This is a genomic window from Acidobacteriota bacterium (assembly GCA_012517875.1).
Classification (GTDB): Bacteria; Acidobacteriota; JAAYUB01; order JAAYUB01; family JAAYUB01; genus JAAYUB01.
Genome location: JAAYUB010000004.1, coordinates 52,857 through 71,544 on the forward strand (window position 1 = coordinate 52,857; position 18,688 = coordinate 71,544).

Genomic DNA, 18,688 nt, shown 5'->3' on the forward strand with positions numbered 1-18,688 from the left:
GTGCGGATTGAACTGGGCCCAGTGTAGCACAGCGCCCCCGGCAATAAAAGGGATTGTAATCGCCCGCCCGGCCGCTACAATGGGGACCGGCCGGCGCCGCCGACGAGCGCCGGCGAGGAGCGTCCCGTCCGCCATGGCCCGCTGCGATCTGCACGTCCATTCGTACTTCAGCGGCAAGACAAACCACGTCAAGCTGCTGGAACCCATGGACTCCTACAACACCCCCGACCGCATCTACCGGACGGCCAAGCGGCGGGGGATGGACTTCGTCACCATCACTGACCACGACGCCATTGGAGGCTGCCTCGACTTTATGCGGCGGCACCCGGAGCGGGACGACTTCTTCATGTCCGAGGAAGTTTCCACGCGGGTTTCCGAATTTGACTACACGCTCCACGTGGGCGTCTACCGCCTCACGGCGGACGATCATGCCGCCATCCAGCCGCTGCGCCGCGACTGGGCGGCACTCCTGAACTGGCTCGACAGGCGCGGCCTATTCTATACGTGGAACCACCCCTTCTACCATTTTCCAACGGGGCCCGACGGGATCCGGCTCCTCGATCGGCTCCTGCCGCGCTTTCCGGCGTACGAGGGAATCAACGCCTGCCTGCCGCCACGGGTCAACAACGCATTCGCCGACGGCTGTCGCGCCCGGGCCGCCCGCGCGGGCGGTGCGGCGCCGCTCGTGGCCGGCTCCGACTCGCATTCCATGTGGCGCGTCGGCCGCACCTGGAGCGAGGCGCCCGGCGACACCCTTGATGCGTACTTCGCCGCGTTGCGCGCCGGCGGCGGGGCGGTTCACGGCAACACCGGGACCTTCTGGGGCGTGTTCGCCGACGCCATGAGCGTCTATTTGGGCTACCTGCGGGATGTCGCCGTCCGCAACGACGCCCACCGGGATTGGTCCGCCTGGAAAAAACTCCGCAATTCATTCGGCTGGGCGGGCTGGCTGCCGGTGTTCACCGTCGGGTCGCTCGCCTACTCGCTGCTCCAGTTTCGCCGGTTCAAGCGGCGGGCGCCGGCCTATCGGGCGCTCTGGGACGGGGTGGCAGCGCCGGCGGAGCGTGGAGCGGCTCCGGAGCCTGCGCCGGAGGCCTGAGCGCCGCCCGGGCGGGGCGGTGACACGACCGAAAAAATGCTTGCCAATTCCCAGCCGCTTCTTTATGATAGGCACCCTTGACGGCGTGGACAGGTAGTTCAGTGGGAGAACGCCCGCCTCACACGCGGGAGGCCGCCGGTTCAACCCCGGCCCTGTCCACCATTTTCCCTCCTGCCGTCGGCCAGTCTGAGCAATTTGCGCACGCCTTGAATCCCGGTCTGGCTCTGCCTGCCAATCGCAGCCGGCCGATTCGCCCGCCGTGCTAAAATCACTCCAAGAAAAATCGCTGCCGGATGACGGCCCGGCAGCCCCTCAACGCCTCCAAAGAGAGACAGGTCGTGGTTGAGACGACTCCTCGTACCGCCAACCCGTGTACTGATAACCGCCGGTTCCACCGGCGGGACAAGCGCGCCACCATGCGCGACGAGGTGAGCCTGTCGCACCTGCTCCGGCGACCTGGTCCGTTTGTGCGGAACGGTTGGACCTACGGTGAGGCGCTGGGGCACTTCCTCCTGGAGATGGATCTGCTGCCGGCGGACCGGCCCGCTGTCGTCTTGGAGGTGGGCGGCGGACTCGGCGATGTGGCCGCCGGGGTCGTGCCGGTGCTGGCGGGTGCGGGCCGGCTGGCCGAGTACGCCATCCTGGACCTGTCGCCTGAGCTGCAATCCGCCCAGCGTAAGCGGCTACGGGACACACGGCCGCCGGTGCGCCTCGTGTCCGGTGACGCCGAACGCTTGCGCCGGACAATCACCGAAGTCGATTTCGTCCTTTCCAACGAGGTCATCGGGGATTTCCGGACCATCGACGGCGTGCCCCGAACGTGGGACGGCCCGCCCATGGAGGGAGTCCCGCCAGACGATGCCCGCCACCGGCGCTACTGGGCGCTGGCCTGGAGCCTGGTCGATCGATATGGCCTCGACGTGCCGGAGGAGACGGACGCACCGTCCTTTGCGGTGAACTGGGGGGCCATCCGCTTCGTGGAAGCCCTGTGGGAGGTGCTCCCGCCGGGAGGCGGCGCCTTTCTGGTGGAGAACGCCACCTCGTTCGCCCGTCCGCTGGAATTGCCGGGTCACCGGGAATATTCCATCGGCGAGCGGCACTTGGTGCGGGTGCTCGATCGGCTGGGCTTTGGTTACCGCGCGGGCGATGTCGCCGATTTCCTCCATCCGGGCCGGTCGTTCACGATCATCTCACCCCGCCACATAGGGCTCTGGCTCGCCTCCCGGGTGGTGTCGCCGGATGACCGCCGGGCTTGGGAACTGTTCAACGACCCGGCTGTGGATTGGCCGGCGCGGGTTGCCTGCCTGCGGGAAGCCATGGGCGGGGATCTGCGGATCGACACGGCCGTGGCACCGGAGACGTTCGCCAGCTACCTGCGGACGGCTGGTTTGGAAGTGGGCCTTCCCGGCACAAACATCCTGGGCCGGCATTTCCGTTACTTCAGCCTGCAGAAACCCGTTGCCGCTGACACAGCGGCGGATTCGTGATGTCGCATCGGACGCGACCGCCGGGCGGCAGGTCAATCCTTCTTGTCGCGCAGGGCGCCGATTTGAACTTGGAGCGATCGAAGGACCTCTTCCACTGCGGCCGGCCCTCCTTTCGTCGCCGCCCGCAGGGCGTCCTGGGCCAGAGCGGCGAGCAACCGGGCCCGATGGGCGGCGGGATGGCGGCCGTCCGGATCGTGTCTCACCGCCTCGGCCAGATCCCGGGCGGCCTCCTCCAGCCGGCCCGATCGGAGCAGAATCTCGCCGCGGTTGGTCCAGGCGGCGGGGTCGCCGGGGGCCAGTTCCAGGCAGCGGGTGTAGTGGGCGAGGGCGGCCGGCAGGTTGCCCTCCTGCTGGCGGATGGCGCCGAGCATGCCGTGCACGTAAGGATTCTGGGGATCCAGCACCGCCAGGCCGGAAAAGATGTCCGCCGCCTGTTGCCAGCGCCCCTCGGTGTACAGGAGGTGGCCGGCATGAAGCAGCGCGGCGGTCTGCCGGGCGTCGAGTGACACCAGTTGGGCTGTCGTCAAATCGCCATTCAGCAGCTGGGTGACGACGTCCGGACGTTTTTTCTTGGGCATATCAGCCTCCTCGGTTGATTTCGAATTCAGAGCGGGCGGTTCCACGGCACGCCCAGGGACAGATAGTTGCCCCGCGCCTCCATCATCAGTCCGCCGCGGACCAATTCCGCCAAAACCTGACCCACCGCCTCGGATGAATCCGGGCGGATGCCGGCGGCGGTGGCGGCCGCCGCCACCGCGCGGAGCGGTCGGGCTTCGATGCAGGCTTCCCAAGCCACGGCGGCCAGGTCTTTCAACACGGTGCGGCGCAACTCGCCGATCCGCCACGGACCGGCCAGCGGGCGGTTGTCCCACAGCTCCACCATCCCCGGGCCGCGGCGGAATTGAAATTGGATCCGCCGGTCCCGATAGGCTGCCCGCCAGTCCGTCACCAGATCCTGCAACGGGCCCGCCAGATCGCGACGGTCCGAAAGCCGTCCCGGCCAGTCCCACTTGAAGTGGAAGGCCAGTTCCGCCAGACGGACCCGGTCGGGGGGGTAGACGTAACGGTACAGCGGTGTGGGGCGGACGTTCCGGATCCCCCAGCGTTCCGGATCTTGGAAGTAGGGACTGAAGCGCTGCAGGAACACCCGGCCGGCCTTGAGGGGCGGCGGCAGGTGGGTGATGAGCCGCGCCGCGGCCAGGGTTTCGGAGTAGAACGCCGCCTGCTCTCCCGGGATGCCGAACAACAGGTGCCAGGTCACGGCGATATCTTGCTCGGCGCACCACTTGAGCAACTGGATGTTCTGCAGCGCGGATGTTCCCTTGCCCATCAGGCGGAGCATGCCGTCATGAACGCTCTCGATGCCCGCCTCGACGGCGCGGACACCGGCGGCGCGGAGCTGCGCCACCTGGCGTCGAGTCAGGGTGGGACGGATGTCGTAGAACAGCCGGAAATCCAGGCCGTCCCTGCCCAGCCGCGGCATCAGCTCACGGAGCTGGCGGGGATCCAGCACGTTGTCCACCGCCTCGAAGTCCAGGCAGTCGTGGCGGCGGGCCTGGGCGCGCATCTCCCGCCGGAGTCGCCGCGGCGGCTTCGCCCGGAACGGCATGGCCTGGCCGTTCTGGCTGCAGAACGTGCAGGGCGACTTCTCGCCCCACCAGCAGCCGCGGGCGCCTTCGTACAGAATCCGGGGCTGGATGCGGTCGCGCAGCCCCTGTCGCCGCAGCTCATCGAAAAACGCGGCGTAGTCGGGGACGGGCGCGTCACGGAGCGGGATCAGTGGCGCCGGAGCGTCGGCGAAATGAAGGCCATCCGAATCGCGGCACGACACGCCCGGCAGACCGCGGATCGGCTCGCCGCAGCGCAGACGCCGGATCAGCTGCGGCAGGATCGCGTCCCCTTCGCCGTCGACGACGGCATCGATCCACTCGAACGCCCGCAGGTTCTCCCGGCCCATGGGTCCGGCCAGGTTCGAGCCGCCCATGACGATGCGGACGCCGGGCCAGCGATCCTTGATCCGTCTGGCCAGCAGCAGGCTGGCGACATGCTGAACGAACACCGACGTGAATCCCACCACGTCGTAATCCCCCCACGGGATCTCGGTGAGGCACTCGTCCAGAAACGGGGGCAGGATATCCCGGACGATTGCTTCGGTGTTCATGGGCAACTGGTCGAGGATGGCCAGAATGTCGCGGCCTTCGGTCCGGGTGATCTCGGCGAGACTGTTGGCCAGTTCACCCGAGCCGTACGTGCCGAACAGGTGCTGAGAGAACAGCCAGTCGCCGAGCAGGGTGACATTGGAGATGCACTCGTACAACCCGGGATGCATCCGGCCGGCCAGGCGGATGTTGAGGTGGTGGATGTCGGCGGCGTGCCTGTCGCGCCACAGGGCGCGTTTCAGCACGCCCAGAGCGATGGAGCCCCGGCGAGCCGAGGCCCACGGCATGCACACCAGAGCGACCCGGGGCATGGACGGAGCAGCCCGCTACTTGCCGCCGTCAAGGCGGTTGCCGTCGAGACTCTGCTTCAGGCCGCAAAGATCGCGCACACCGGTTTCCAGGCGGCCCAGGGCGCCGAGCTGCTCCCGAAGGCGGCCCAGCGCGTCCAGTCCCTCGGCCGAACGCATGTCGCGCAGTCCGGCCACGTCGCGCAGCGTGTCAGTGAGACCATCCAGGAACGGAGACGGCTCAATTCCGGCATAGATTCCAGGTCCTGTCTGCTCCGCCACGCCACTTGGTACAGTGCGCCGACCCACCTCGTCCAGTCCGTCGGGCATGGCGCGCCGGCCCACCTCATCGAGACCGCCCGGCAGGGTGCGCCGACCCACCTCGTCCAGACCGTCGGGCATGGCGCGGCGGCCCACCTCGTCCAGTCCGTCGGGCATGGCGCGGCGGCCCACCTCGTCCAGACCGTCGGGCATGGCGCGGCGGCCCACCTCGTCCAGTCCGCCGGGCATGGCGCGGCGGCCCACCTCGTCCAGTCCGCCGGGCATGGCGCGGCGGCCCACCTCGTCCAGACCGTCGGGCATGGCGCGGCGGCCCACCTCGTCCAGTCCGCCGGGCATGGCGCGGCGGCCCACCTCGTCCAGTCCGCCGGGCAGGGTACGCCGGCCCACTTCCTCCAACCCGTCGGGAATGGTACGCCGACCCACCTCTTCCAGGCCGTCAGGCATGGCGCGCCGGCCGACTTGATCGGCACCGTCGGGGATGCCGCGGCGACCCACTTCGTCGAGCCCGCCGGGCAGGGTGCGGCGACCCACTTCTTCCAACGTGTCGGGGATCCCGCGACGACCGACTTCATCAAGCCCACCGGGCATGGCGCGCCGACCCACCGCGTCCTGACCGGATAAATCACCGGCGCCGGGTGTCACCAGGGATAGCCCGCCCAGCAGCGGATTGAGCAACCCGTCCTGGCCGATGAGGCGATTCAGCAGTCCGCCGTCGAACACGCCGCCCAGCGATTGGGCCAGCCCGGCCGTCGGATCGAATCCCGGATCGGCCAGGATGTCCCGCACGGCGCCCAGGTGGGGTGATGCGCCAGCCACGGCGCTGAGAAAATTGGCCGGCGACGGAAACTCGGCCGCGCCGGCTACCGTCGCAAGCCCTGCCGGCGGGACCAGTCCCGGCGGCGCGAAACTCTGGATGACCTGGTCCAGCGGAACCGAGGCGGTCTGGGCCAGCGTGGCCGAGACACCCTGGGCGACCGAGTCCAGGCCGGAAGCCAGCGCCTCGAAATTTGACAACTGCATGAAACCGGACAAGGGACCGATTGACATGATACGCCTCCTCGCGAACGATGGGCTGCCAGATGATTATCGATGATACGCCAGAAAAGTTGCCAACGGGAAGGAATTGTACCGAAACGTGCGGTGAGTCTTCCGCTCTCGGGCGAAGGCCGAAAAATATGCCGCACCGGTTTGTGTCCGGTACGGCCGCGTGGATAGATGCGCGGCTGTGGTCCGTTGCGTCAGCGCCTGGTGCACTCCAGCATGTAAGCGACCGCGTCGAGATCCACGGCGCCGGTGATCTCCTCCACCGAACGCGTCAGGTCGGGTCGGTGGCTCATGATGGCGTCCTTGATCATGAAGGTGCGGAACTCCAGTTCCTTGGCGTCGAAGTAGGTGTATAGCACACAGCCCACAGCGCTCAGGCCGCAGAGGAACACCGTGTCCGCTCCCTGGTCACGCAGGATTTTTTCCAGATCCGTCTTCTTGAACGCGCTGGGATAGTTCTTGATCACCTTCAGATCGCCCGCCTGGATGGGAACGGTTTTCGGAAACTCGAACGGTTCGGACCCCGGAGGCGGCCCCTGCTTGGGATCGGTGTGATAGACGAAAATGATGGGATAGCCGTTCTTCCGGAACACGTCGATGGCGGCATTGATCATGAACATCCCAACGCCCCGGTGCTGTTCGGGGACGTAGCCGAGGTAGGCGTTCTGGATGTCGATGACCAGCAAAGCCGGCTTCCCTTTGGCCGGTACCGCCGGTGCCTCGCCGTCGGCCAGGACCGGCGCCAGCAGCGCCAGGGTCAGCAGCGCGAGCGTCAAGGATCGTTTCATGGTGTCCTCCCGGTTGGGTATCGATTGTGGCGGATGGATTCCGTCCTCTGTCCGTAGCATACGAATTTGATGCAGGCCGGGTTTCGGCCATCGCTGTGGGGTTGTCGGGAGTGGTTGCGACGATTGTTGCGGGTCGCGTACAATTCGGCAGCGACAACCGCACCCAGGAGCACTAATTGTGGGGCGTCGCGGAGGTGAGAGATGACGGATGCCAAAAACCCGGAACGGGACGTCCGCTGGATCGACATCAGCCGGCCGCTGGGGCCCGCCACCCGGGTGTGGCCCGGTGACCGTGCGGTGGAGGTCGTGACGAAGCGGAACTCCGTCGGTGACATCACCTGGTGCGTGTCCCGCCTGGCGCTGTCGGTGCATGCCGGCACCCATCTGGACGCGCCGGGGCACATGCTGCCCGGCGCGCCGGGTATCGGCGACTTTTCGCCGGCGCTCGGCTGCGGTCCCGCCCGGGTGATGGACACCGCCGGCGCCCCCGCGGACGAAGCGGCCGCGCGGCGGGCGCTGGGAGTCGAGCGAGTGCTCTTTCGGACGGGCACCTCACCGGTGGGCCGCGAGTTCGAGGGGCCGTTCGCCTTCATCACCGCGTCCGCCGCACGGGTTTTGGCGGACGGCGGCGTCCGTCTCGTGGGCATCGACACGCCGTCGGTGGACGCTTTCGGCGACGAGTCGGCTCCCGCTCATCGGATCCTGTTCAGTGCCGGAATCTACCTGCTGGAGAACCTTGATCTCGTCGATGCGCCGCCGGGCGAGTACCGGCTCTGGGTCACCCCGCTCCCCCTCGGCGACCTCGACGCCTCCCCGGTGCGCCCCTGGCTCCTGGCCGAGCCGTAGGCCGCATTCAACCCCCACGGGCCGGTGAACCGGATGAACAAAGATTGAGCTGCGAACGATAGCCGTCAACCGGGCATGGCACGGAGCCGGCGGGACGGAGCAGTGGGCGGACGAGGCGGTCGTCCCGTCCGCCGTGGAATTTGGTGCCCGCCTACATCAGTGCGCGGATGCCGAACTCGTGTACCAGGCGCCCGCCGAGATGTCCGGTGTTGATCAGCCCCCAGACACCGACCAGATAGAGGACCAGGTACACGGCGCTCGTCAGGACGAACGCTTTCGCCCCGAGTTCCTTTTTCAGGACGGCCGGACCGAACAGAATCAGGGCGTACAACACGGTGAGCGCGGTGAAGACGTTCCGGGTGGTTTCGCCCATCTCCTCGTGCTGCTCGATGACGGGCATGGTGGCCTCGGTCTTGTCGGCCAGCTCCCCGGCGGCTTGTCCGGTGGAAACGGCGACAAAGGCGGCGGCGGTGCCCAGCACCATCAGGATCAGAGCCGACAGGGCAAAGGCGCGGCGATGGACCGAGACGGCCATCGCCAGCACCAGGAAGATCGGCGCCACCAGCAGGAGGGCGATGGGGAAATGGACGATCAGAACATGCAGCGTGTCCCAGCTCGGGATCGGCGGTAACATGGTGGTGTGTGCGGGTGCGGGACCGGCTCTAATTCACGACCATGTACATGCTGATTGGCTCGAAGCAGTTGGGGCACTTGTCGAAATTGATTTGGGCGACGGTGTAGCCGCACTCGGTGCAGACCTGATAATCCGTCTTTTTACTGCCTTTCAGGCTGTCCAGCTTGGCCAGGATTTCCGCGTATATTTTGGCGTGCCCAGTCTCCGCCCCTTTGGCGAAATTGAAAGTCCGCAGGGCCGCCTTGTTTTTATCCTTTCTGGCGACCTCGATGAACGCAGGATACATCGTGTCGCGCTCGTACGATTCTCCCCCGATAGCCGCCTGCAGGTTTTCCCGCGTTGTCTTCACGACGGCTTTCTGAATGTCCGCTTTGGGAACGCCACCCATCGATTTGATCACCTGGGCATGGGTGTTTGCGTGGATCTCTTCGGCTTTGGACGCCGCCCGGAACAGGCTGGCGACGGCGCCGTACCCTTCCTCATCGGCCTTCTGGGCGAAGGCGAGATAGCGGGCGCGGGCGTTGCTTTCCCCGTTGAAAGCGGCCTGAAGGTTTTCCAGGGTGGTGCCGGCCGTCTCGGCCGCCTGCAGGACTCCGCTCAGGCCGAGGATCAGCAAGCCACTCAGGACGACACAGACGGAGGTTCGATTCATCCGGGACATGGACATCAATCCTCCTGAAGGAAAATTTTCGATTCCGGGAGATACTGCAACAGACTAGCATGATTCTCGATGCGTGGGAAAGTACACCATGAGCCGGCCGGGGGTGCCACCGGAAGAAATGTCAGGCCGGATTCTGAATGTGGATGCGGTTGTTTCGGATTCCGACGGTGGGTATGTTCCGCTGTCCGCAGCGGGCCGGCGGCGAAATCTGGCTTCCTTATTTCCGGCGGCGGCTTGGACCTTCTGGCGCTGATTCATCCGCTCCTGCACCAGCTTGAAGGCCAGGTAGTACTTGTAGATGTTGCTGACGTAGGTCACCGTCTCGCGGCCCACCCGCTTGACAACGATGATCTCGACGTTATGGAACCACTTGTTGGGATCGAGTCCGGCGGCGGTCGCCTCCTTCTGCAGCCGGGCGATTCGGTTGGGACCGGCGTTGTAGCAGGCGAACGCGAACAAGCCCTTGTTGATCCGGTCCATGGGCGCGTCCTTGAAATACTCGTCCATCATGAACCGCATGTACTTGACGCCGGCGTGGATGTTGCGGTCTTCCTTCTCGATATCGGGGATGTTCACTTCCCGGGACCGGGCGGTGGTGGGCATAACCTGCATGACCCCGATGGCGCCGACGGGACTGCGCACCCCTTGGTCCAGCCCTGACTCCTGGTACGCCTGGGCGGCGATCATCAGCCAGTCGAAATCGTATTGGCCGGCGTATTTCTGGAGCAGCGCGACGAGGGCTTTGAACTTCTTCACCTCCCGCTCGTTGGTGGAGTTCTTGATCCAGCGGGTGTCCTTCAGGGAACGCTGCAGGAGGGTGTTGGCGAACAGGGTGCCCATCTTGTGGGACTTGACGAAGGCGTTGACTTCCTTGGCCAGCCCGGGGCTCCCCTTGCGGAACGCTGCCGCGATGTCGCCGCCGGTGTTCACCGCCAGCGTTTCGTGCACCCGGATGTCCGGATAGATCTGAACCCAGAATCTTGCCAGATGGCTGTCCACCACCGTCGCCGGCAGCAGGCCGGCATTGACCATCTCCAGGATGTCTTCGTCCTCCAGTTGCTCGTCGGCCGCCCGGAGGAGGATCTCGGGCTGCTTGGTCTCGCGCCGTTCGGCATTGACCGCCTGCAGGTGCTCCCAGTAGCTGCTGGACGTCCGCACCCAGACTTCCCGGCTGGCGAGATCGTCTAAGCTCCGGACGTCCGGTCCAGCCGGGCCAGTGACCACGACCTCCTGAACGCCGGTCATGGCCGGATCGGAAAAATCCACCAGCTCCTGCCGTTCAGGGATGACGGTCAGGTTGCCCAGGGCCAGGTCGCCGCGGCCTTCGATCAGGTACTGGATCAGTTGGTCGCGGCGAACCGGGATGGCCACCACGTGGACCTTTAGCGCCCGGGTGCGGAGCTTCTGGTTGAGGACCTTCTGGAACTCCCGGAGCATTTCCGTGGCTATCCCGCGCTGGTCGCCCCGGTCAATGAAGAAATACGTTTTGCTGTAAGGGACCAGCGCCCGGATGTACCGGCGCTTGACCATGCCGTCGTGGTCGCCGGTCCATGGCGGCATGATGGGGGCGATGACGGGATCCTGATAGTCAGCCGCGGAGGCTTCGGCGGCGTGGGCGGTTGTCTCGGTCGCCGGTGCCGCCGCCGGCTGTTCGCCGGGACCCGCCGGCGACCCGCCGCACCCGAACAGGAGCAGAATCGCGAAGACCGCGGTGCCGGCGCTCCAAAGCAAGATTGGCGGCTTCCGCCGATGGTCGGAACTTCAGCTGGGAAATGAACACGCCATGACATCTCCCTCGATTGAGCATGGTCGCCCAACGCTCCGGTTTATTGCACCCGGTCCCGTCGAAACAAGGGACCGCCGGCCTTAGATACTGGCCATCTTGAAGGGAATGGACGAGTCAAATTCCCGGTTTCGGATAGTTCAAATTCACCGATTCCCCATCCCCTCATTCCCGGTTATTCGTATACTTCGTGATGATCGCCTCCCGCAGCTGCCGGAACATCGACGGGACCTCCGCCTGCAGACCGACGCAGTATCGAGTCAGGTAATCACGGGCCGCCGCCGGATCCTGTCCGTGCAGCCGGACCGCTTCGGCCTCCACCTCGGCCTGCCGGGCGAACATCTTTTCCTCCCATGGGTCGCGGACGGCGCGGACATCCTTGATGACCTGCTGGAACCGGAGGCCGGCCAGATTGTCCACGAAGTCGATGGCCCAGCGGGCTGATTCCTCGGAGAAGCGCTCGGGATCGTAGGTCTGGTAGCATGCGGCAGTGGCCGTTACTCCGGCGTAAAAGGGGACGTAGGGACTGAAGTAGGGATTGTCGAGGTACACCCAGTAGACGCCGCCCACCGGGTCGGGGAGCCAGCTTCGCAGCTGACAGACCATGCCGTAGTGGCCGCGGTGCCGGGCCACGGGGCGGCGGTTCGTCAGCTTCAACAACAGCCGCAGATCCTTTCCCGGGAACGGGGTGGCCAGCGGGCTCTTCACGAAGCCGCCCTTGCCGTCGGGCACCAGCCAGTTGGGGTCAGCGGTGAGGTCGTAGATGGTCCCCTCGAACACGGAGCGCTGGAATGCGATCACGTCGCGGACGGAAACGGGCCGCTCGGGCTTGACGGAGAACGGGTAGATGGACAGGGGCTCCACGTACTGGTAGTACGGGTTGATCCCCTTGAGCGGGTCGTCCGAGAGTTTCCGGTCGGGCCACTCGCGATAAGACGGGGCGAAGGTCGTGTGGAAGAGCCAGAATCGGCTCGTGGCGAACTCCTGCGGCAGAGGCGCGTAGATCTCCTGCCAGACAAACGGGCGGCCGGCGGCCGGATCGTACCAGCCGCGGTCGATGGCTGCCTGCCGCCAGTTGGCCGAGACCATGCAGTTTGCCGTGTCCTCCGGGTGGAGCTCCTTGAGGATGCTCCAGTTGGGGATCATGGTGGCGTGGTCGTCGGGCAGTCGTTGGGCAGCCCAGATGGCGCCGGGGGCCCCGCTGGCTTTCTTCCACTGCGGCCCTACGCCGAACACCTCCATGACCCACGCCTCGTTCGGGTCGCCGATGCAGAGGGTTTCGGAACCGTCGCCGCTGGAGCACAGGAAACCGTAGGCGGTGACCAGCTCCCCGATGAGACGCACCGCCTCGCGGGCGGTGCGGCAGCGCTGCAGGGCGAATATCTGCGCCTGCTCGATGGTCATGATCTGTTCGCACTTCCCTTTCTCGTTGGCCAGTTCCGGCCGCTGGTTGGTGGTGCTCTCGGCGATGGCCAGCTGGTGCTCGTTCATGTGGGAGTAGGCGGAACGAAAGTAGGCGTATGTCCTCTCCACCTGGGGGATGTAACCGAGGATCTCCGCAGGCGCCGCCAGCGGCTGGGCTGGATCCTGCAAACCCCAATAGACCGGGGCCTTCGCGCCGGGAGCGAAGGTCTGGGCCGGTACCACCCGGATACGGGAATCGGGGCCGCAGTCTGTGTGGGAGACGATGACGGAGCCGTCGACGGAGGCTTTCTTGCCCACGCCGATGACGGTGCAGCCCCAGGCTGCAGATGCGCCGGCGGCCAGCGCCAGCAAGATCAGGAGGACGACACGGTGCTTCATGGAGGAAACTCTCCTACCGGGGATCGAGCCATGAAGAGACAGGGTACACAAAGATGGGTGGGAGGCCAATGGAAAAGAAGATCGGTGAATGGGTGAATTGGTGAAAGAGGAGGTCTGAGCAGTTGTGGCATATCGGTTTGAGTGCGGTCAGGCGCCTGGAGGCAGGATCCGATCTGTGTGACCGAATTCCTCTTGACTTGGCGAATGGCCGGGATAGGCTGGGTGCAGTCTGATGGTTGGAGAATCGCATGATCGCTTCACCGGGGCGGATCGTTTTGCTGGCCGGCATCGTCGTGCTGAGTTTCGTGGCGTGCGGGCCTGATTACCGCAACGTGCGCGAGTACCCCATCGCCGGCGGGCCGTGCCGGGCGCTGGCGGTGGCGGCGTGTGAGGATGGCGACGCGCTGGGTTGGGTTGACGCGGCGGGGAATTTCCACCTCGTGTGGGCGGAGACGGACCTGTTGGCGCAGATCCAGTCCGTGGCCATCGCCCCCGACGGCGTCCGCGTGGCGATCGTGTCGGTGGGGGAAGGACACCCGGTCATGACAGTCTATCGGGTGGCCGATCTCGTGGCCGGCGGCGGCCGGATGGGGGCGCGACTGCCGGCCGAGACGTCCGTCGATCCCTATCCCCTCACCATCGAGGTTGTCAGGTGGCTTGACGCCGACACCGTCGAGTTCAGCTCAGCCATCGATTTCACCCGCTTCGACAGGGCGTTGCGCCGGGGCGGATACGATGCCTCCGGCGGCGAGCCGCCGGTGCGCACCTGGCGCTGGCACCTGCCTTCTGACGCCATCACCCCGGCACCCTGAACGTTCGCACCCTCTCTTTCGATTCACCGGTTCTCCGATTCTCCCGCTTCCCGACCAATTCCAGAAACGCCGTGGCAGCGTGGCTGAGCTGCCGGCGGGCCGGATAGACCAGCCGGATCTGGCGCTCCACGTCGAGCTCCTTGACCCGGATGGCGCGGAGGACCTCCTGCTGCAATTCCTGCACCACGCACATCCGCGGCAGGAAGGCGACGCCCTCGTCGCGCTGCACCAGGATCTTGATGGTTTCAATCGTGGGCATCTCCAGATCCATGTGCAAGGGGACCCGGTGTTGCTGGAAGGCCTGCAGAACGAGTTCGCGGTAGGGGGAGTGGACGTTGTGGGCGATGAACGTCTCCATGCCGAGCTCCGCGATGGAGATGGATTTGCGACGGGCGAAGCGGTGACGGGGCGAGACGACGAAGGCAAGATGATCGGTAAACAAGGGCGTCGACTGAATCTGCTCATCGGCCGGGCGGTAGCTGATGACGCCGAGTTCCAGATCGCCGTCCACGATCTGGGTGGGGATTTTGCTGGACAGGCACCGCCGCACTTGGACCTGAACCCGGGGGTAAAGCCGCCGGTATTGCATGATGTGGCCGATGAGATAGAGGGTGGTGGATTCGTTGGCGCCGATGGACAGCCGGCCGGCCCGGACATCGTGCAACTCGGCGAGGGCGGTCTCCAGCTCGCGCTCCATGTTCTCGAACCGGTTGGCGTACTCCAGGACCATCCGTCCCGCGTCGGTGAGCACCGGCTCCTTGCCGGTCCGGTCGATGAGCTTTTCGCCGAGTTCGCCCTCCAGCCGCTGGATAGCCAGCGACACCGCCGGCTGGGTGCGCAGGGTCTTCTCCGCCGCGCGGGAGAAACTGCGCTCGCGGGCCACGGCCATGAAGATCTTCAGGGTGTGCAGGTCCATGTTAAGGAGCTCCTGATGACATTGTATAAATATTTATAATTAAAATATGTCAAATAATAATTCAAGGAAATTATTCAACAGTCAGGCGTTCCAGAGATAGTGGATGCGGCAACCTGTCGACGATAAAGACGTGACAGGCCAATTGGTTTCTACGCTGAGTGAATATGGCCATTGATACGGTTTATTGAAATGCGGGAAGGTGATGCTTTGGGTTGTTGAAGTTTATTAAATAATAGAAATTAATTTATAAATGTAAAATTATAAATTTGACATATTTTTAACCTCCTGTCACCCTCGGCGGAAATACTGCGCCTGTCGCCGGCCGGCTTCCGGCGGCGCCGGGCCCGGGAGGTGAATCATGAACGATCGGATCACGGTTTTTGACACCACATTGCGCGACGGGGAACAGGCGCCGGGATGCAGCATGTTCAAGGGCGAGAAGCTGAAGATGGCGCGCCAACTCGTCGAGTTGGGCGTGGATATTCTCGAGGCGGGCTTCCCCATCGCCTCAGACGGCGACTTCGAGGCAGTGGCCGCGATCTGCCGTGAGCTGCCAGCGGCTCGGGTGGCGGCGCTGGCCCGGGCGTGTCCGCAGGATATCGAGCGGGCGGCCCGGGCGCTGGAAGCGTCGCGCCGGCCCCGCATCCACACGTTCATCGCCACGAGCGACATCCACCTGGTGTACAAGCTCCGCAAGACCCGGGAACAGGCCCTGGAGGAGGCGGCAGCCGCCGTGGAGCAGGCGCGCCGCTATGCCGACGACGTGGAGTTCTCCGCTGAGGACGCCGCCCGCTCGGATCCCGACTTCCTTGAACAGGTGTGTCGCACGGTGGTCGCCGTCGGAGCCGCCACCGTCAACCTGCCGGACACGGTGGGCCATTGCCTGCCCGAGGAATACGCCGCACTCATCGGCCGCATGGTCCGCACCGTTGATGGTCAAGCCACGGTGAGTGTGCACTGCCATAACGACCTGGGACTGGCGGTGGCCAACTCCCTCGCCGCCGTCCGAGCCGGCGCCCGGCAGGTGGAATGCACTGTCAATGGGATCGGCGAACGAGCGGGCAACTGCGCGCTGGAGGAGGTGGTGATGATCCTGAAGGCGCGCCAGGACGCGCTGCCGTTCGACACCGGGGTGGTGACCCGGCAACTCTATCCGTCCAGCCGGCTGCTGACCGAGCTGATCGCCTTCGGGCCGCAGCCCAACAAGGCCATCGTCGGCGCCAACGCCTTCGCCCACGAGGCCGGCATCCACCAGGATGGCTGGTTTAAGGAGCGCACCACGTACGAAATCATCGACCCGGTGGAGGTGGGCGTACCCGAGAGCCGGATTGTGCTGGGCAAGCACAGCGGCCGTCACTCGCTGGACCGGCGCTGCGAGGATCTCGGCTTTAACCTCACCCAAGACCAGCTGGACGCGGTGTACCGGGCGTTCACCCGGGCGGCCGACCGGAAGAAGGGGCTGACCGACGACGAGATCGCCCACCTGGTCCGGGATGTCCTGTTCGGGCGCTGGAAATATGCGCCGGCTCCGGAAGCGCCGGAACCGGACGACTGGACCCTGGCGCCGTCCTTCTACCTGTGAGGCGGCGATGGATCTGAACATTCTCGTTCTGCCCGGCGACGGCATCGGACCGGAGGTCACCCGTGAGGCGGTGAAGGTTCTGGAGACGGTGGCCGGCACCGGCGGTCATCGGTTGGAGGTCACCGACGGTGTAATCGGCGGAGCAGCGCTTTGCAGCACCGGTCACCCCCTGCCGCCGGAAACGCGGGATCGGGCCCGGAAGAGCGGAGCCGTGCTGCTGGGGGCGGTGGGATCGCCGGCGTTCGACGGGTTGCCCCCCCAGCGGCGGCCGGAACAGGGGCTCCTGGAGTTGCGGCGGACGATGGGTGTTTACGCCAACCTGCGTCCGGTGCGCGCCTGGGCGCCGCTGGGCAATGCGTCGCCGCTGCAGGAGACGGTGGTGGCCGGAACGGATCTGCTCATCGTGCGGGAGCTTACGGGCGGTCTCTATTACGGTCGGCCGCGCGGACTGTTCGGCGACGGTGCAAGGGCTGAAGCCGTCAACACCATGCGGTACAGCCACGCTGAGATCGATCGGGTCGCCCGGATCGCGTTTGAAGAGGCGCGCCGCCGCCGCCGGAAAGTCACCAGCGTGGACAAATCCAATGTCCTGGAATGTTCCCAGCTCTGGCGGCGGGTGGTGGCGGAGGTGGCCGCGGATTATCCGGAAGTGGAACTGGAGCACCTGCTGGTAGACACCTGCGCCATGCAGCTTATCCTCAATCCCAACCGATTTGACGTGCTGCTCACGGAGAACATGTTCGGCGACATCCTCAGCGACGAAGCCGCGGTGCTGGTCGGATCCATCGGCCTGCTTGCGTCGGCGTCCCTGGGCGACGCCGGTCCGGGCGGCGGCCGGGTCGGGCTCTACGAACCGGTCCACGGTTCGGCGCCGGGCCTGGCAGGCCGGGGCGCGGCCAATCCGCTGGGCGCCATCGGTTCGGCGGCGGCGCTGCTGCGGCTCAGCTTCGGTCTGGCGGCGGAGGCGGACGCCGTGGAAGCGGCCATCGCCGCGGTGATCGGCAACGGCGTCCTGACCGCCGACCTGCGGCCGGACCAACCGGCGGGGACGGCCGAAGTGGGCGACGCCGTATGCGCCGCCCTGCGGAGGGCGGCATGAGCGCGCCGCGGACGCTGTACCGGAAGATCTGGGACGCCCACGTGGTGGTCCAGCCGCCCGGAGCTCCGGCGATCCTGTACATCGACCGCCACTACGTCCACGAGGTGACGTCGCCGCAGGCGTTCACCGGACTCCGCCGCCGGGGCCGCGAGGTGCGGCGACCGGAACGGACGGTGGCCACCGCCGACCACAGCGTGCCCACGGGTCCCGCCGACGGACCGGCGGACCCCCAGGCGGCCGCCCAGGTGGCGGAGCTGGAGGCCAACTGCCGGTTCCACGGCATCACCTGCTACGGACCGGGTCACCCGCACCAGGGCGTCGTGCATGTCATCGGGCCGGAGTTGGGCCTGACCCTGCCCGGGATGACCATCGTCTGCGGCGACAGTCACACGGCCACCCACGGCGCGTTCGGCGCCCTGGCCTTCGGCATCGGCACGTCGGAAGTGGAGCAAGTCCTGGCCACCCAGTGTCTGCTGCAGCGGCCGTCGAATACGTGCCGCGTGGAGATCGCCGGCCGGCTGCAACGCGGGGTAACCGCCAAGGACCTCGTGCTAGCGCTCGTTGCGGCGCTCGGCACGGGGGGCGGGACCGGCCAGGTGCTGGAGTATGCCGGCGCGGCGGTACGGGCGCTGTCCATGGAGGAGCGGATGACGGTGTGCAACATGTCCATCGAGGCGGGCGCCCGTGCCGGTCTCGTTGCGCCTGACGACACCACGTTCGAATACTTATGCGGCCGGCCGTACGCGCCGCAAGGCACAGCGTGGGAATCCGCGGTGGCCGCTTGGCGGCGCCTGCCATCGGATCCGGAGGCGGTCTACGATCGCGTTGTCTCTCTTGACGCGGGCGCGTTTGAACCCATGATCACCTTCGGCACCACCCCGGCCATGGGCATGCCCATCACCGGAAACATCCCCGATCCGGACGGAGTGGGCGATGCAGAAATCCGGCAGAGCTTGAGCAAGGCGCTGGATTACATGGGCCTGCCGGCGGGACGGCCGCTGCTGGGCCACCCGGTGGATGTGGTGTTCATCGGCAGCTGCACCAATGGCCGACTCGGGGACCTCGCGGCCGCGGCCGCGGTCTTCCGCGGCCGGCGTGTGGCGCCCGGCGTGCGGGCACTGGTGGTGCCCGGCTCCCGCGCCGTGAAGCGGGCGGCCGAGGCGGCGGGCCTGGACAAGGTGTTCCAGGCGGCAGGAGCGGAGTGGCGCGAGCCGGGCTGCTCCATGTGCCTGGCCCTGAACGGCGACCGGGTGCCGCCGGGCGCCTGGTGCGTCTCGACGAGTAACCGCAACTTCGAAGGCCGGCAGGGGAGCGGCAGCCGCACGCTGCTGGCCGGGCCGCCGGCGGCGGCCGCGGCCGCGGTCACCGGGGTGGTGACGGACCCGCGGATCTTCCTGGAGGGATGA

At 66.3% G+C, this 18,688-nt stretch carries 16 protein-coding genes and 1 tRNA gene; 8 read left to right on the forward strand and 9 right to left on the reverse strand.

Translation table 11 applies throughout. The features are described 5' to 3' along the window. Positions 1 to 133 precede the first annotated feature (133 nt). The 3 genes from GX414_00445 to GX414_00455 all read left to right on the forward strand — a co-directional run bounded on the left by GX414_00445 (position 134) and on the right by GX414_00455 (position 2,586). Positions 134 to 1,099 (forward strand): hypothetical protein, encoded by a 966-nt coding sequence (locus tag GX414_00445; protein ID NLI45556.1) that lies wholly within the window; start codon positions 134 to 136, stop codon positions 1,097 to 1,099. A gap of 87 nt (positions 1,100 to 1,186) precedes the next feature. After that, positions 1,187 to 1,261 (forward strand) — tRNA-Val (locus tag GX414_00450). 176 nt (positions 1,262 to 1,437) lie between these two features. Beyond that, positions 1,438 to 2,586, forward strand: a complete 1,149-nt coding sequence (locus GX414_00455) for a class I SAM-dependent methyltransferase (GenBank protein ID NLI45557.1) — start codon at positions 1,438 to 1,440, stop codon at positions 2,584 to 2,586. A 32-nt stretch (positions 2,587 to 2,618) separates the two neighbouring features. Here the strand turns inward: GX414_00455 and GX414_00460 are convergent, their stop codons facing one another. The 4 genes from GX414_00460 to GX414_00475 all read right to left on the reverse strand — a co-directional run bounded on the left by GX414_00460 (position 2,619) and on the right by GX414_00475 (position 7,146). Beyond that, positions 2,619 to 3,164 carry a tetratricopeptide repeat protein gene (locus GX414_00460; GenBank protein NLI45558.1) on the reverse strand — a complete coding sequence of 182 codons (546 nt, stop codon included), beginning with the start codon at positions 3,162 to 3,164 and terminating at the stop codon, positions 2,619 to 2,621. 26 nt (positions 3,165 to 3,190) lie between these two features. Then, positions 3,191 to 5,056, reverse strand: a complete 1,866-nt coding sequence (locus tag GX414_00465; GenBank protein ID NLI45559.1) for a RiPP maturation radical SAM protein 1 — start codon at positions 5,054 to 5,056, stop codon at positions 3,191 to 3,193. A gap of 15 nt (positions 5,057 to 5,071) precedes the next feature. Then, complete coding sequence (locus tag GX414_00470; GenBank protein ID NLI45560.1) at positions 5,072 to 6,361, reverse strand: hypothetical protein; 1,290 nt, start codon at positions 6,359 to 6,361, stop codon at positions 5,072 to 5,074. Positions 6,362 to 6,552: 191 nt separating this feature from the next. Next, positions 6,553 to 7,146, reverse strand: coding sequence for an isochorismatase family protein (locus tag GX414_00475; GenBank protein ID NLI45561.1), 594 nt, complete (start codon positions 7,144 to 7,146; stop codon positions 6,553 to 6,555). A 201-nt stretch (positions 7,147 to 7,347) separates the two neighbouring features. Between GX414_00475 and GX414_00480 the strand changes: the two genes are divergently transcribed. Then, entirely contained in the window at positions 7,348 to 7,992 is a 645-nt protein-coding gene (locus GX414_00480) for a cyclase family protein (GenBank protein NLI45562.1), read from the forward strand. A gap of 151 nt (positions 7,993 to 8,143) precedes the next feature. Here GX414_00480 and GX414_00485 read toward each other — a convergent pair whose 3' ends face one another. The 4 genes from GX414_00485 to GX414_00500 form a co-directional block, all read right to left on the reverse strand. Beyond that, positions 8,144 to 8,626, reverse strand: a complete 483-nt coding sequence (locus tag GX414_00485; protein NLI45563.1) for a DUF2231 domain-containing protein — start codon at positions 8,624 to 8,626, stop codon at positions 8,144 to 8,146. A 28-nt stretch (positions 8,627 to 8,654) separates the two neighbouring features. Continuing rightward, a complete protein-coding gene (locus GX414_00490) occupies positions 8,655 to 9,287 on the reverse strand; it encodes a rubrerythrin (GenBank protein NLI45564.1) in 633 nt (210 codons plus the stop codon). Positions 9,288 to 9,341: 54 nt separating this feature from the next. Next, entirely contained in the window at positions 9,342 to 11,018 is a 1,677-nt protein-coding gene (locus GX414_00495; GenBank protein ID NLI45565.1) for a lytic transglycosylase F, read from the reverse strand. Between the two features lie 217 nt (positions 11,019 to 11,235). Further along, positions 11,236 to 12,873 (reverse strand): peptidase, encoded by a 1,638-nt coding sequence (locus tag GX414_00500; protein NLI45566.1) that lies wholly within the window; start codon positions 12,871 to 12,873, stop codon positions 11,236 to 11,238. Between the two features lie 248 nt (positions 12,874 to 13,121). On the opposite strand from GX414_00500, the gene GX414_00505 reads away from it, so the two are divergent. Then, on the forward strand, positions 13,122 to 13,685 hold the full coding sequence (locus GX414_00505) for a hypothetical protein (GenBank protein NLI45567.1): 564 nt from the start codon (positions 13,122 to 13,124) through the stop codon (positions 13,683 to 13,685). Here the strand turns inward: GX414_00505 and GX414_00510 are convergent. Further along, on the reverse strand, positions 13,669 to 14,601 hold the full coding sequence (locus GX414_00510; protein ID NLI45568.1) for a LysR family transcriptional regulator: 933 nt from the start codon (positions 14,599 to 14,601) through the stop codon (positions 13,669 to 13,671). The genes GX414_00505 and GX414_00510 overlap by 17 nt on opposite strands. A 358-nt stretch (positions 14,602 to 14,959) precedes the next feature. Here GX414_00510 and GX414_00515 point away from each other — a divergent pair, with 358 nt between their 5' ends. The 3 genes from GX414_00515 to leuC are packed head-to-tail and all read left to right on the forward strand — an operon-like array spanning position 14,960 to position 18,688. Beyond that, positions 14,960 to 16,183 (forward strand): 2-isopropylmalate synthase, encoded by a 1,224-nt coding sequence (locus tag GX414_00515; GenBank protein ID NLI45569.1) that lies wholly within the window; start codon positions 14,960 to 14,962, stop codon positions 16,181 to 16,183. Positions 16,184 to 16,190: 7 nt separating this feature from the next. Then, complete coding sequence (leuB, locus tag GX414_00520; protein ID NLI45570.1) at positions 16,191 to 17,282, forward strand: 3-isopropylmalate dehydrogenase; 1,092 nt, start codon at positions 16,191 to 16,193, stop codon at positions 17,280 to 17,282. Then, positions 17,279 to 18,688: a 3-isopropylmalate dehydratase large subunit gene (gene leuC, locus GX414_00525; GenBank protein ID NLI45571.1), complete on the forward strand. Its 1,410-nt coding sequence runs from the start codon at positions 17,279 to 17,281 to the stop codon at positions 18,686 to 18,688. The genes leuB and leuC overlap by 4 nt, the downstream gene beginning before the upstream one ends.